At 54.2% G+C, this 13,582-nt stretch carries 9 protein-coding genes; 4 read left to right on the top strand and 5 right to left on the bottom strand.

From position 1 onward, the window contains the following. Positions 1 to 38: 38 nt before the first annotated feature. The 3 genes from R3I13_RS09030 to R3I13_RS09020 form a co-directional block, all read right to left on the bottom strand. Entirely contained in the window at positions 39 to 656 is a 618-nt protein-coding gene (locus tag R3I13_RS09030) for an AraC family transcriptional regulator (RefSeq protein ID WP_346317601.1), read from the bottom strand. 27 nt (positions 657 to 683) lie between these two features. Then, entirely contained in the window at positions 684 to 2,660 is a 1,977-nt protein-coding gene (locus R3I13_RS09025; RefSeq protein WP_346317600.1) for a sensor histidine kinase, read from the bottom strand. Between the two features lie 86 nt (positions 2,661 to 2,746). Then, complete coding sequence (locus tag R3I13_RS09020) at positions 2,747 to 3,712, bottom strand: D-glycerate dehydrogenase (RefSeq protein ID WP_346317599.1); 966 nt, start codon at positions 3,710 to 3,712, stop codon at positions 2,747 to 2,749. 75 nt (positions 3,713 to 3,787) lie between these two features. On the opposite strand from R3I13_RS09020, the gene R3I13_RS09015 reads away from it, so the two are divergent. After that, a complete protein-coding gene (locus R3I13_RS09015; protein ID WP_346317598.1) occupies positions 3,788 to 4,747 on the top strand; it encodes an aldo/keto reductase in 960 nt (319 codons plus the stop codon). 230 nt (positions 4,748 to 4,977) lie between these two features. Here R3I13_RS09015 and R3I13_RS09010 read toward each other — a convergent pair whose 3' ends face one another. Continuing rightward, entirely contained in the window at positions 4,978 to 6,489 is a 1,512-nt protein-coding gene (locus R3I13_RS09010) for an arylsulfatase (RefSeq protein WP_346317597.1), read from the bottom strand. A gap of 183 nt (positions 6,490 to 6,672) precedes the next feature. Here R3I13_RS09010 and R3I13_RS09005 point away from each other — a divergent pair, with 183 nt between their 5' ends. Then, the gene (locus R3I13_RS09005; RefSeq protein ID WP_346317596.1) at positions 6,673 to 7,071 is read left to right on the top strand and encodes a response regulator; all 399 of its coding nucleotides are present in this window, start codon (positions 6,673 to 6,675) and stop codon (positions 7,069 to 7,071) included. An 18-nt stretch (positions 7,072 to 7,089) separates the two neighbouring features. Here R3I13_RS09005 and R3I13_RS09000 read toward each other — a convergent pair whose 3' ends face one another. After that, positions 7,090 to 8,604: a sulfatase gene (locus R3I13_RS09000; RefSeq protein WP_346317595.1), complete on the bottom strand. Its 1,515-nt coding sequence runs from the start codon at positions 8,602 to 8,604 to the stop codon at positions 7,090 to 7,092. A 183-nt stretch (positions 8,605 to 8,787) separates the two neighbouring features. On the opposite strand from R3I13_RS09000, the gene R3I13_RS08995 reads away from it, so the two are divergent. Together R3I13_RS08995 and R3I13_RS08990 are read left to right on the top strand one after the other, a co-directional pair. Beyond that, the gene (locus R3I13_RS08995; protein ID WP_346317594.1) at positions 8,788 to 11,418 is read left to right on the top strand and encodes a gliding motility-associated C-terminal domain-containing protein; all 2,631 of its coding nucleotides are present in this window, start codon (positions 8,788 to 8,790) and stop codon (positions 11,416 to 11,418) included. A gap of 277 nt (positions 11,419 to 11,695) precedes the next feature. Next, entirely contained in the window at positions 11,696 to 13,459 is a 1,764-nt protein-coding gene (locus R3I13_RS08990) for a hybrid sensor histidine kinase/response regulator (RefSeq protein WP_346317593.1), read from the top strand. The last annotated feature ends 123 nt before the right edge of the window (positions 13,460 to 13,582 follow it).

Genomic DNA, 13,582 nt, shown 5'->3' with positions numbered 1-13,582 from the left:
GATAGGCGCGGCATGGGGGACGTGGTATGACGAAAAGCTCAATTCCTGATGCTGCCCGGAGTAAGGCCAAAGCGCTCCCTGAACTTCCGGATAAAATAAGAAATATCCTGGAATCCGCTCTCATGGCAGGCCTGCGATACGGGCATACGTTTATGCTCCAGCAGGTAGCGGGCCCTTTCGAGCCTCCGCTGTATGATCCACTGGTGCAGGCTGCTGCCGGTGTTGCGCAGGGCCCAGCGTTTGAAAGTGCTCAGGCTCATATGATGGAGCCTCGCCAGCTGGGTCAGCGGCTGCGGCTGGTTCACCGTAGCCGCAATGGCGCCAAGGATCGCAGCAGGATCGCTGCCGGGCAGCGTTTCATCGCGGATCACGGTGTTGAGGCTGATGAAAGGCCGGTCTTTCACCTCGATGTCTGAATAGATAACAGCGTATTTGGGAATGTACAGGATGTCCCCTTCTTTCATTTCATGTTTTTTCCCATCGAGGTACACGGTTTTCCGGCCTTGTTTCACGCAGGTAAGCGCGGCATGGGGCATGAAAAATTCGTCTTCAGACGCGCGCTCGTAACCGCACAGCGCCATGTCCAGCACCGGGTTGGTGTACAGCCGCTGCACGCGGGCTTTCCGCTCGTTGAAATTTGAAAAGGGAGTGATCATTGCGGGGTTAAATTACAAACTTTCGGGTTACATGGCAACCGCCACCGGCTCCTTAGGCAGCAGGAAATAAAAAGTGCTGCCCTGCCCGGGAATGCTGTTGATCTTCAGCTCCCCGCCGTTGTTGGCCACAAATTCCTTGCAGAGCCAAAGCCCCAGGCCGGTGCCTTTTTCATTAGCCGTGCCGTCTGTTGAATACAGCTTGTTGCCGTAGAGTATTTTATAAACGGATTCGCTGTTGAGGCCGTTACCGCTGTCTGTCACGTACAGCTCCACCCTGTTGCCCGCATCGCGGCCGCCGATGGCAACGGAACCTTCGCGGGGCGTGAATTTGATGGCATTGTCCAGCAGGTTGCGGATCACCAGTTCCAGCTGATGGTCGTCTGCATACACGGTGGCGCCCGGCGGCACGGCAATTTCCAGCCTGATGTTCTTCTGGGCGGCCGCAAAGCGGTACGTATCGCCGATCAGCTGGAAAAGCGGCGCCAGCTCCACTTTTACGGGCCTTGTCTCGATCCGGTTCATTTGCGACAGCGACCAGTTGAGCATATTGTGCATGGTGGAATTGATGTGCTTGATATGCTGCCGGGCCATCTGCGCAAACTCTTTGATCTCCTGGGGCGAGAGGGCCTTCATTTCCAGCAGCTCCAGCAGGCCGGAAAGCGTGCCCAGCGGCGTGCGCAGGTCGTGGGAAATAATGCCCAGCAGCTTATCTTTTACGGTATTGCTTTCGCGCAGGTTCTGCATCATTTTGGCCAGCTCCTGCGTGCGGAGCGCCACTTTATCTTCCAGCACATTGTTCTGGCTGGTGATATAGTCCAGATGCGCCTGCTGCATTTCGATCTTTTCTTTTTTCAGCAAGGCATACCGGTGCCCTAAAGCAAGCGACAGCAGGATCATCTCCACCGCCGAGCCGATGGGCAGTATCTGGAACGACAAGGTGGTGTAATGCAGGATCCCTAAGTTGGTCATCACAAAAAGTATGATCGAAACCAGCAGCAAGCTCCATGCGACCAGGAAATACAAGGCCGGCTTATATCCTCTCCTGTAGGCCCTTAGAGCCATCCAAATGAACAGGATCGGAATGCAGAAACTGCACAGCTCGTTGATCCTGATAGCAGGTTCGCGCCAGCCGGCGGCCACTGCGATGACCGGCAGTATCAGCACCCAAAAGATGACGCGGAGAATGCGCGTCTGCAATGGCGCGTATTTCCGGCTTTGCAGGAACAGCGTGGAAAACCGGATGGTGAACATATAACTCACCGCCGCCAGGCCTATACCGTACTGGTTGAAGAACAATGCGGCGGAAGGGCCCAGGCTGTAATGAAAACCGCGCAGGTAAAGCAGGTTGAAGCCGGCCAGCGCAACGAGATAACCAAGATACCACAGGTAGGCCTGGTCTTTTATCCAGAAATAAAGCAATAGGTTATAGCAGAACAGCGCGATCACAACGCCGAGATATAATAACTCCACCACGTACATGACGGTTAGCGCCGAGGGCAAACCCTCTCCTGTAGCTACCGCCAGCGGAACGATCAATGCATTGCCCGTGCGGGCGCGCAGCCAGAAGTCCACCGGTTGCCCATCCGCCGCCGGCAGCTCGAAAGTGAACCCGTGGTAATGGAAGTTGTTGGGCTTGTATTGCATGCTGCCCGATTGCACAATATGCACTTCGCCCTGGTATTCGTAATAAAGCGTAAGGCTGTCGATATTGGAAAACTCCACCAGCAAATGCGTAACGCCGGTAACGGGGTTACTCACCTGTCCATGTATCCACACAGCGGCTTTCGTGATCCCGAAGGCGCCGATATCGTGCTGTATGGGCTGAAACGCCGCGCCGGACTGCTTCACATCCTGGTAACTGAGCCTGCCTGAAGGGTCTACCAGCCAGCTGGTGGTTTTTCCGATGCGCACGTAGGGCCTGTCGCTGCTTAGTGTGTTCGTGGATTGGGCGGGCAGCAACTGTGGAGCAATCAGCAGGATGAAACAAATGATAAGTTTTCTCAATACATCGGGTTATGCATAAGTAAACATGGTATTCATAATATAGGACAAAATAAGATGAAAAAAGGGTGAACGCTATGCGAAATATTTCACAACTTATTGACGCTGTAAGGCAAAGGCGCTCCCTTCAAACCGGCGATAACATTCTCCGCCGCCATTTTCGCCATACCGCTGCGGGCTTCCACCGTGGCGCTGCCGATATGCGGCAGCACGGCTACATTGGGCATTTCCAGCAGGGGGTTGTTCTTATCCATCGGTTCGGGATTGGTAACATCCAGCCCGGCGCCCCAGATGATGTGCTGCTGCAGGGCGGCCAGCAGGTCCTGCTCATTGTGCATGGCGCCGCGGGCAGTGTTGATGAAAATGGAAGTGGGTTTCATTTTTGCGAAAGCGGCGGCGTTGAATTGGCCGGCGGTTTCTGGGGTAAGGGCGGCATGCAGGCTGAGCACATCGCTCTCCCGCAACAGGGTCTCAAAATCTACATAACGCGCGCCCAGTAATTGTTCCGCTTCTTCGTTGCGGCTGCGGTTGTGGTATATCACCGGCATATCGAAAGCGCCGCGGCATTTTTTGGCCAGTGCCGTGCCGATCTTCCCCAGGCCGAACACGCCCAGCGTTCTGCCGTTCAGCTCCATGCCAAGGTTGGCGGTCGGTTCAAAAAAGCCCCATTGTCCGCGGGCAATGATCTTATGCATGTGAAACGCTTTCCGCGCGGTGGCGAGCATCAAAAGGAAAGCCGTATCAGCCGTGGCATTGCTCAGCACCCCGGGCGTGTTGCCGATGGGGATCTTCAGCGCAGTGGCCGCGGCGACATCCACGTTGTCATAACCCACGGCCATGAGCGACACGACCTTCAGATGTTTGCAGGCCTGCAGGAAAGCCGCGTCTATCCTGTTGCCGCCCACGCTCAGTAATGCATCGTGCTCCCGGCAGGCGGCAATCAGCTCTTCGGGACTGAGATGCCGCTTTTCGCGGTGTTCCGTGTATTGAATGCCCGCTTCGCGCAGCAGTTCCAGTCCTGTTTCGGGAATGATCCTTGTGATGAAAACTTTCATGATAGTGGTAATGCCGGTTACAGGGGATAAAGATCATGCTATTTTGTTAGATTAGTGCCCTTAAATCATTGCAATATGGAAACCAGGACGCTTGGAAATACAGGATTCCGGATCGCGCCGCTGATGTTTGGCGGCAACGTATTCGGATGGACGGCCAATGAACCAACTTCTTTCCGCCTGCTCGACGCCTTTACTGATGCAGGCTTCAACGCGGTAGACACCGCAGATACCTATACCCGCTGGGTACCCGGCAATACCGGCGGAGATTCTGAAAGGGTGATCGGGAAATGGCTCTCCCAAACAGGGAAACGCGATAAGATCATGCTGGCCACCAAAGTGGGCGGCGTGTTCAGCGAAGAAAAAAAGGGATTGAAAAAAGATTACATCCTCCGGTCTATCGACGATTCCCTGCAAAGACTGCAAACCGATTACATTGATCTTTACCAAACGCATTACGACGACGCCGAAACGCCCATCGAAGAAACGCTGGAAACATACGCCGCCATCGTGAAGTCAGGGAAAGTGCGCGCCATAGGCACTTCCAATATGAGCCTGGAGCGTATCATTGCTTCCGCCGCAATCAGCAGGGAAAAAGGATATCCTTCCTACCAGACCCTTCAACCCGAATACAACTTATTCGACCGTGAAAAATTCGAAACGGAATACGGCCCGTACGCAATAGAGCACAACCTCGGCGTGATCCCTTATTTCGCGCTGGCCAGCGGTTTTCTTACGGGCAAATACAGGAAGGAAGAAGATATTGCGGGCAGCAGCCGTGCCAAATACCTCAGCAAATACATGACGTCAAGAGGCTTCCGCATCCTGGACGCGCTGGATGCAGTGGCGGCCCGCTACAACGCCAAACCCGGCATGGTGGCCATTGCCTGGCTGATGAACCGCCCCGGCGTAACCGCGCCCATCGCCAGCGCCACGAATCTCCAACAGCTCAATGAACTGATCCGCGCCGTATCCCTCCGGCTGGATACCGATGCGATGCAGCTGCTGAATGATGCGAGTGATTATGAGCGGGAATGATCTAAACAAAATGACATTGACCAGAAGCCTCCCCGTGCACGGGAAACAGCGAGGCAGAAAAAACCGTCATTGCGAGGAGCAGTAAGGAAATTCTGTGCAACAAGAGACGCGACGAAGCAATCTTCAAATACAGGGTATATCAAACCAGTGCAAGAGATTGCTTCGTCGCGCCCCCGCTTTGGCTCTGCTGCTCCTCGCAATGACGGAATTCCGCGATGACAGTTCCCTAATTATTCCCTCGTCTTCACCGCTTCCTTCAGTTTCTCCAGCATAGCCGCCATTTCCTTCACTTTCTCCGGGTGCGCTGCGGCAATGTTCTGCTTTTCTCCCAGGTCCTTTTCCAGGTCGTATAGCTGCGGGGCGGGATCGTTGCCGGTTTCGATATTCACTTCTTTAGACAGCTTCTGCCCGTTGGAAGGTGAAATATATTTGAAGCCGCCCTGCAGCAGCGAAAGCGCGCCGCCTTGCAGGATAAGCCAGTCGCGGCCCTTCGGGGTTTTGCCCAGCAAGGTGTTCAGCATGTCAAAACTATCCGGCGCATCGGTTGCCCCGAGCGGCTGGCCGGTCATTTTTGCGAAAGAAGCAAACAGGTCTACCTGGCTGATGAGCGCACCGGAAGTTTGGCCGGCTTTGATATGGCCGGGCCAGCTCACGATCCAGGGTACGCGGGTGCCGCCTTCGAAGGCGCTGTATTTGCCGCCCCTCAGCGGACCCAGCGGCTGGTGGCCGTTTTGCAGGGTCACGGCATCGTCGTGGTAGCCATCGTCCAGCACGGGACCGTTGTCGCTGGAAAAGATGACCAGTGTATTTTTCTCCAGGCCGAGCGCCTTCAGTTTATCCATGATTTGGCCCACCATCCAGTCCATTTCCAGGATGGCGTCGCCGCGGTAGCCCAGCCCGCTTTTGCCTTTGAACACGGTGGCCGGCATGCGCGGCACGTGGATGTCGCTCAGTGCAAAAAGCAGGAAGAACGGGCGCTGGCGGTTCTCTTCCAGGAATTGTTCCGCTTTATCAGTAAAAGCATAGGCCAGCTCTTCGTCCGCCCAGCGGGCTTTCTGGCCGCCTTTCATATAACCGATACGGCCGATGCCGTTTACGATGGTATTGTTGTGACCGTGCGAGGCCTGCATTTTGAGCAGTTCGGGGTTGTCTTTGCCGGTCGGTTCGTTCCCTACCTTCTCCTTGTAGTTCACTTCGATGGGATCATTTTTATCCAGCCCCAGCACTTTCCCGTTCTCCACGAAAACCGTCGGCACCCTGTCTGCCGTTGCGGGGAAAAAGAATGAATAATCGAATCCCACTTCATTCGGCCCGGGTTTGATGTCTTCATTCCAGTTTATTTCTTTTCCATCGCCCAGCCCCAGGTGCCATTTGCCGACCAGCGCGGTTTTGTACCCGGCCTTTTGCATCATGGAAGGAAGAGTGGGCTGGTTGACAGGAACGATCATGGCCGCATTGCCGGGCAGCACGCCTGTACCGGTCTTGCGCCAGGGATAACGCCCGGTGATGAGCGCAAAGCGGGAAGGGGTGCAGGTGGCGGAAGTGGCATGCCCGTTGGTGAAACGGATGCCGCTTTGGGCCAGCCGGTCCAGGTTGGGCGTTTGCACTTTGCTGGCGCCGTAGCAGCTCAGGTCTCCATACCCGGCATCGTCTGCATAAATAATGACCACATTGGGTTTCTGCTGGGCAAATACGCCCGGGGCCATAAGGCCCGCTATCAACATAAAGAGCAACTTTTTCATTGGATGAGCGTTAATTAAACACCGGATTGCAATCTTACTCATTAAATACATTTTTTTTCAACTTAAATTGATTAAATTAACAGTAACACGTTTGCCCGTCCCGTAATGTATATGAATATTTTAAAATGTATTATAGCGGCCAATTGATTGTTCGGAGTTTAAATATTTTAATCCCAGCGCTGTATGACGACAAATATACCCACCATTCTATTGATCGATGATGATATTGATGACCAGGAAATGTTCTTGTCTGCTCTAGAGTTCATAGATGAATCCATTATATGCAACACAGCGCCGAATGGCTACGAGGCCATTATGCAGCTGAACAGCGCAGGTACCTTACCCGATCTTATCTTTCTTGATCTCAACATGCCGGTGATGAACGGCGTGCAGTTCCTGCGGGAAGTGAAAGCGGGCCACAAAGCCAAGGATGTGCCCGTGATCATTTATTCCACCGCATCGGATATACAGACCATCAACGAAGCGAAGCAGCTGGGCGCTTTCCAGTTTATTACCAAACCGGAGAAATTCTCCGAACTGGTAGGCATACTGCATGGGCTGCTGTATCCCGCTACCCGGTAAGGTTCCATTCATTCTGTTTTACAATGCAGCCGGCCATTCCACCGGGCGCCCTGTGCTTTTTATGATGGGCATGGTCACATTCCTTTCCTGTAAATACTGTGTAAGTTCCTTCGCCAGCTGCCTGGTTATTCCCGGTTGCTGCGCCGCCACATCCTTCTCCTCCCCGATATCAGTTTCCAGGTCGTAGAGATGCAGCTGTTGCTTACGTTGATCGTAGATCAGCTTCCAGCGGCCTTTGCGGGCGGCGGAATAAAAATGCAGGCCGGGGCCTTCGCCCTGCGTCCAGCGGTGGGGATAGTGCCACACCAACAGGCGGTCTTGTGTTTGCAGCATGCTGTTCTTCAAAATGGGGAGGAAACTTTTCCCGTCCACCTGCTGCGCCATTGTTGCATTGCGGACGCCCGCCATGTCCAGTATACTGGTGAAAAAATCTTCGATGATCACCGGCTGTGCCGCCACTGTACCCGGTTTCACCACCGCGGGCCAGCTTACGATCATTGGCTCGCGGATGCCGCCTTCATTCACCGAGCCTTTGCCTGCTTTCAGCGGGAGGTTCTGCGTATGCGCCGGCGGCGTTCGCGGCGGCGACAGGCTCAGCCCGCCATTGTCTGACATGAAGATGACCGCCGTGTTCTCCGCCATGCCTTCGCGTTGCAGGTAATCCACCAGGTCGCCCAGGCTTTTATCCATGCCTTCTATAAGACTTGCGTATTTCGCTTCCTGTGCGCTAAGCCCCTGGTCCAGGTAATACTGGCAGAACCGTTTATCCGCCTCCAAAGGCACATGCACCGCGTAGTGCGCCATGTACAGGAAAAACGGTTTCCCCGACGCACGGTTTCCTTCAACCGCCGCGATTGCCTTGCGGGTAAGCGCTTCCGTGAGGAAGACCTCTGTGTTGTAAAATTCTTCCAGCCCGGGCACACCATGCGTTTTGCTGGCCGCGCCGTATTGTTTTTCAGGCAGATAGCTGGCGGGATGGCCTGCCGCATGGCCAGCAATGTTCACCGCATAACCCATGGCCAGCGGATCCGCGCCGGGCGTGCCGCTGGAAGCATAATGCGCTTTGCCGCAGTGAATGGTATGGTAACCGGCCTCTGCCAGCAGCTTCGGTAACGGCGTGGCATACACGGTGTTAGGAATGCCGGGCACGGGGCTCAGCCCGTTCAGGTTCCAGGCGGGCGGCGTGAGCGTGGAATCGGGACCGTCAGACCGCTTGTCGAGCTGGTAATTGGTCCAGTTGGTCACCTGGTGGCGGGCAACGTTCATGCCCGTCATCAGGCTCACACGCGTAGGCGTGCACACCGGGGTGGCGTAGGCGTTGGTGAACTTCATGCCTTGCCGGGCCAGCCTTTGCATATTGGGAGTACGGTATCGTTTGTTGAGCGGGGTGGCCTGCGTCCAGAAAGGTTCGGCGGTATCCTGCCAGCCCATATCGTCTACCAGGAAAACGATGATATTGGGGCGCTGCTGCGCGTTTGCCTGCAGGGCGGCGCACAGCGCCAGGCCGCAAAAAATGCGTTTCATGCTTATCATACTCCCTAAGTTAAAAAGTTATTTGTTCGTAAGCAATCCATATTACATTAGGCATTTATCAAATTCGAAATACTCACGCCGGTTGCTTACATTTACAATATACCATCCCGACCTAACATTTGCAGGCGCGAGCAACCGGTACATGAGCGTTTACGTATACCTGGTCAGATTAATTACATCTGCATGAAGCACATCCTGCTGCTCATTTTTCTGGGATATTTCCTACCCCTCAAAGCCGATCACATCACCGGCGGGGAGATGTATTATGTTCTCACCAATTCTTCAGGCGGCTCCAATACCTACCACGTTACGCTGAAACAATTCAGGAGCTGTTTCACGCCGAACCGGAATTTTTACAATCCTATCTATATCGGCATTTTTAACCGTATAACGGGAGAACGCATCCGCGACGAACAGGTGCCGCTTTCGCGGGAAGAAGAGCTGAGCGCCACCAGCACCGACCCCTGCATCACGCGGCCGCCGCTGATCTGCTTTTATGTGGGGTACTGGGAATTCGATATCACCTTACCGCTGTCTGCAGACGGCTACCTGCTTACTTCACAGGTAACGAACCGCGTAGACGGGATCAACAACCTGGAGAGCGGCTATGGCCGCATCGGCGCTACCTATACTGCTGAGATACCCGGCACCAGGCCACTCAGCACCGCGGCCAACAACAGCAGCGCGCAGTTCACCGGCAGCGACCTGGTGACCATCTGCGCGGAAAATTCTTTCAACTACAGCTTTGCAGCGCAGGACGCCGATGGCGATGAACTGAGATATTATTTCTGCGAAGCCTACCAGACCGTTGGTTATGCCGGCGGTGGCGGCGGTGGAGGAGGCGGTGGCGGAGGCCCGCAAACCAGCCAGCCCGTTGCAACCCCACCCTATTATTCCGTGCCCTATGGCTCCGGTTTCAACGGCAACAGCCCGCTGGGCGGCCGGGTAACGATCAACCCCACAACGGGCATGATCTCCGGCATTGCGCCGGGCGTAGGCATTTACGTGGTCACCGTTTGCGTACAGGAGATCAGGAACGGCGTAGCCATTGCTGTGCAGCGAAAAGACCTGCAGCTGAACATCACCGGCTGCACTATAGCCGCAGCGTCGCTGCTGCCGGAGTACATGCTTTGCGGTAATACCCAGCGCCTTACCGTGGCCAACCAAAGCAACAGCCCGCTGATATCCTCCTGGCACTGGGAGTTTACCAACAGCGCAGGCAATGTGGTGTACAACTCCAACACGCAAACGGCGGATTTTAATTTCACCGCACCCGGCACTTACACCGTGAAACTCACCACCAACCGCGGCATGCAATGCCCTGATTCCACCGAAGCAAAAGCCTTTGTATATCCCGGCTTCGAACCGCGCTTTTCATCCGCAGGCGCCTGCATCAGCAAGCCCGTCCTTTTTCGCGACGAAACCACCACGCGGTTTGGAACAGTCAATTTTTGGGACTGGGATTTTGGCGACATTGGCACACAAACGGATTTCTCATCCCTCCGGGATCCGTCATGGACCTACGCTTCACAGGGCCTGAAAGATGTAAGGCTCATCGTGCACAACACCGTGGGATGTAAGGACACGCTGGTCCGGCAGGTGACGATACTGGACAAACCGCCCATCAGCCTGGCTTTCCGAGACACCCTCATTTGCCCGCCCGATCCCTTGCAGCTGCAGGCAAGCGGGCTGGGCGTTTTCACCTGGAGCCCCAACATCAACATGACCGGCGCCAACACCCCTAACCCGCGCGTGAATGTGACCTCCGACACCAAATACTACGTAGACCTCGATTACGACGGCTGCCTGAACCGCGATTCAGTGATGATCCGCGCCGTGAATCACGTAAGTCTTACGCTGCCCGCAGACACGGTGATCTGCCTGGGAGACGCCATTACGTTGCGACCTTCTTCAGACGGGCTGCGTTATACCTGGACGCCCGCCGCCAGCCTGGATAATGCTGGCATAAAAAATCCGCTCGCCACACCAACCGGCAACACTCATTACACCGTTACCGCCAGCATCAGCAACTGCACCGCCACGGCAGACATCAACGTGAGCACCGTACCCTATCCCCTTGCCAACGCAGGACAGGATACCGTTATCTGCTTCGACAGCTTCGCCGTCCTGCATGCCACCACAGACGGCAGCCACTACACCTGGACGCCCGTACTGCCTCATACGCTCAACCCATTAGTAAGGCCGGAAGCCACTACCGAATACGTTATAACAGTTACGGATACACGTGGATGCCCCAAACCGGTGACAGACACCGTGCTGGTAACCGTGCTGCCGAAAGTGAATGCCTCAGCCGGCAGGGATACCACCGTGGTACTGGGGCAGCCGTTGCAGCTGAATGCCAGCGGCGGGTTGAGCTATATGTGGTTCCCGCCAACCGGTTTGTCCAGCCCCTTTATCCAAAACCCGGTCATCACTTTCAACACTCCCACTCCCGCCATACGGTATAAAGTTCTGGTGCAGGACGAGGCCGGCTGCGCTGATTCCGCATTCATCACCGTGAAAGTGTATAACACCCTGCCGCAGGTGTTTGTGCCCACCGCCTTCACGCCCAACGGCGACGGCGCCAACGACTATCTCAGGCCCATCGGCGCGGGCATTAAGGAGATCCGGTATTTTTCCGTGTACAACCGCTGGGGGCAAATGGTATTCACCAGCACGGCCAATGGTCTTGGCTGGGACGGGCGCATCAACGGCGCACCGCAATCCACCGGCGTATATGTATGGCAGGTAAAGGCGGTAGATTACCTGGGCTACGATTTTTTCCTGACCGGCACCGCTACCCTGCTCCGCTGAACTGCACGCATATCACTGATTTAAACAGCATTACAACTCTGCACCCATATACGTAAGCGTTCCCTGGAGAAATGACCCGCAAAGCCGCTACAACCGTGCAAACGAGTTTGAACGAAATACTCTCCGGCTGATTCAAAAATTCTCTTTTTGTGAGCAGCATTCTTTTTTTGCGGGCAGCATTCTTATCCGTACTTTTATATATAGCAACCAAAATAAAGCACGACACTCCCCAAAGTAACCATTGTTAGGACACCAAAACATTTTAACGACCTGCAAAATGAATTCATTTTCATGGATTGCCTCCATCATTGCAACGGGCACTGAAGGCCTTACGGATGAACAAAAACAAAGGATACGCATCAACAACGCGCTGTGCCTCACCACGGGTACGCTTGCCATCACCATGGGTTTTATCTTCTGGCTTATCACCGGCAATCTGCGGATATTTATTCCTGCTACCATCGAAGGGTTGGGCTTCTTTTTCATCATTTATCTCAATCACATCCGGAAACATGAAACCGCGGGCATCGCCATGGTCAGCTATCATGCCTTGTGTGTCATGTACTTCGGGGTGTTGCTGGGCACCAAGGTAGAGATAACGCTGGCCTTGCTGTTCATGATCAGCGCAACCTACCTCGTGTTCAACAAACGGAAGTCTATCATCATCTGCCTTTGTATCACGCTCTTCAGCCTTATCGTCACCGAATTTTTCTATTACACCGGATACATCAAACCTGCTGAATTTTCCCACGGCATCACCTTCCTATTCCGCTGGGTCGCCATTGCCTTCATTCTCACGATCAACACCGTGTGCATTCTTTTTTATAAGAACACGGCGGCCCAGCTGATGAAAGCGTTGAAAGACAGGACTGTGGAGCTGGAGAAGGCCAACAGGTCCAGGAAAATATTCCTGCAGGAAACAAGCCACCAGGTCAGGAACCCGATGAACGCGATACACGGCATCGTACAGATCATGCGGCGGGGCCTGGACAGCGGCACGATCGATGATCTGCCCCTGCTGGTAGACAACCTGTATAAAGCCAGTTCCAATGTGAAAGATATCCTCAACAATGTATTGGAACTTTCGCGGATCGAAGCCGGGCAGCTGTACGAGATCAACCGCAAACATGTGAACATCCGCCATGTGTTGCAGAACTGTGTATCTGTTTATGAACATACAGCGCGCGCCAAAGGCGTTGAGATCAGGCTTGCATTTACCAATATGCCCGACCTGGTATGCACAGATGAAACGAAACTCACGCAAATAGTGGACAACCTCCTGGTGAACGCCATCAAATACACGCGCAACCAGGGTATCATTTCCATTGATTGCGGCGTACTGGAAGAAAAATGGTACATCAGCATTACAGACCAGGCAGGCAGCCTGGAAAACGAAAAGCTGAAACATATTCACCACTGTTTCGAAGCGGATGCAGATAGTGACAGGGCTTGTTTCATGGAAGACAATGGCCTTGCCCTGCGTATCTCCAAACACTTCACCGAACTGCTGGGCGGCAACATCGTGGTAAACTCGCTGGAAGGCATCAGCGCCACCTTCACCATACAGTTCCCGGTGAAAGACGTAGTGATCCAACATGTGCCCCAGCCTATGCGGGCAGCGCCCACACCGCGGCAGTTTGCGGGAAAGATCGTCCTCGTGGTGGAAGACAACGAAATGAACCAGGCCATTCTCCGGAACTTCCTGCAAAACAATGGCGTAACGGTCCTGCAGGCGGGCAACGGCGCCGAAGGACTTGAGATACTCCGCAAAGAAACCCCTGATCTCATTATCCTCGATTCGGAAATGCCGACGATGAACGGGCGCGAAATGTTGTATCATCTCATGCAGGACGAATCGCTCCGGCACATTCCCGTCGTGATCGCCTCCGGCGACGCCTTTACAGAAACTGCCGACCGCTTCCTCAAAGAAGGCGCGTCCGATTATGTGACCAAACCCATTGAGTTCACTGCACTCCGCCAGATACTCGACAAACATTTCAACGGTGGTGGCAACATTCGGGTAACGCATCCGCCGGTATGATCCTGCTTTTTACATAATTCCCTTTTTTTATTACACAATTCCGTCAAAAGTCTTATTTGGTAAGGATTTTGAACATCTTTGCGTATAAACCTGTTTCATTTTCACACCTGAAAGCAACGCAAA

The sequence above is a fragment of the Chitinophaga sp. YIM B06452 genome (assembly GCF_039655965.1).
Lineage (GTDB): Bacteria > Bacteroidota > Bacteroidia > Chitinophagales > Chitinophagaceae > Chitinophaga.
Note: the sequence above shows the minus strand (reverse complement) of the source record. Positions and strands in the feature narration are given on the sequence as shown.

Bases quoted from the DNA above. Each gene is read 5' to 3' on its own strand.
- R3I13_RS09030 (WP_346317601.1), bottom strand. From the start codon at position 656: ATGATCACTCCCTTTTCAAATTTCAACGAGCGGAAAGCCCGCGTGCAG.
- R3I13_RS09020 (WP_346317599.1), bottom strand. From the start codon at position 3,712: ATGAAAGTTTTCATCACAAGGATCATTCCCGAAACAGGACTGGAACTG.
- R3I13_RS09015 (WP_346317598.1), top strand. From the start codon at position 3,788: ATGGAAACCAGGACGCTTGGAAATACAGGATTCCGGATCGCGCCGCTG.
- R3I13_RS09010 (WP_346317597.1), bottom strand. From the start codon at position 6,489: ATGAAAAAGTTGCTCTTTATGTTGATAGCGGGCCTTATGGCCCCGGGC.
- R3I13_RS09005 (WP_346317596.1), top strand. From the start codon at position 6,673: ATGACGACAAATATACCCACCATTCTATTGATCGATGATGATATTGAT.
- R3I13_RS09000 (WP_346317595.1), bottom strand. From the start codon at position 8,604: ATGATAAGCATGAAACGCATTTTTTGCGGCCTGGCGCTGTGCGCCGCC.
- R3I13_RS08995 (WP_346317594.1), top strand. From the start codon at position 8,788: ATGAAGCACATCCTGCTGCTCATTTTTCTGGGATATTTCCTACCCCTC.
- R3I13_RS08990 (WP_346317593.1), top strand. From the start codon at position 11,696: ATGAATTCATTTTCATGGATTGCCTCCATCATTGCAACGGGCACTGAA.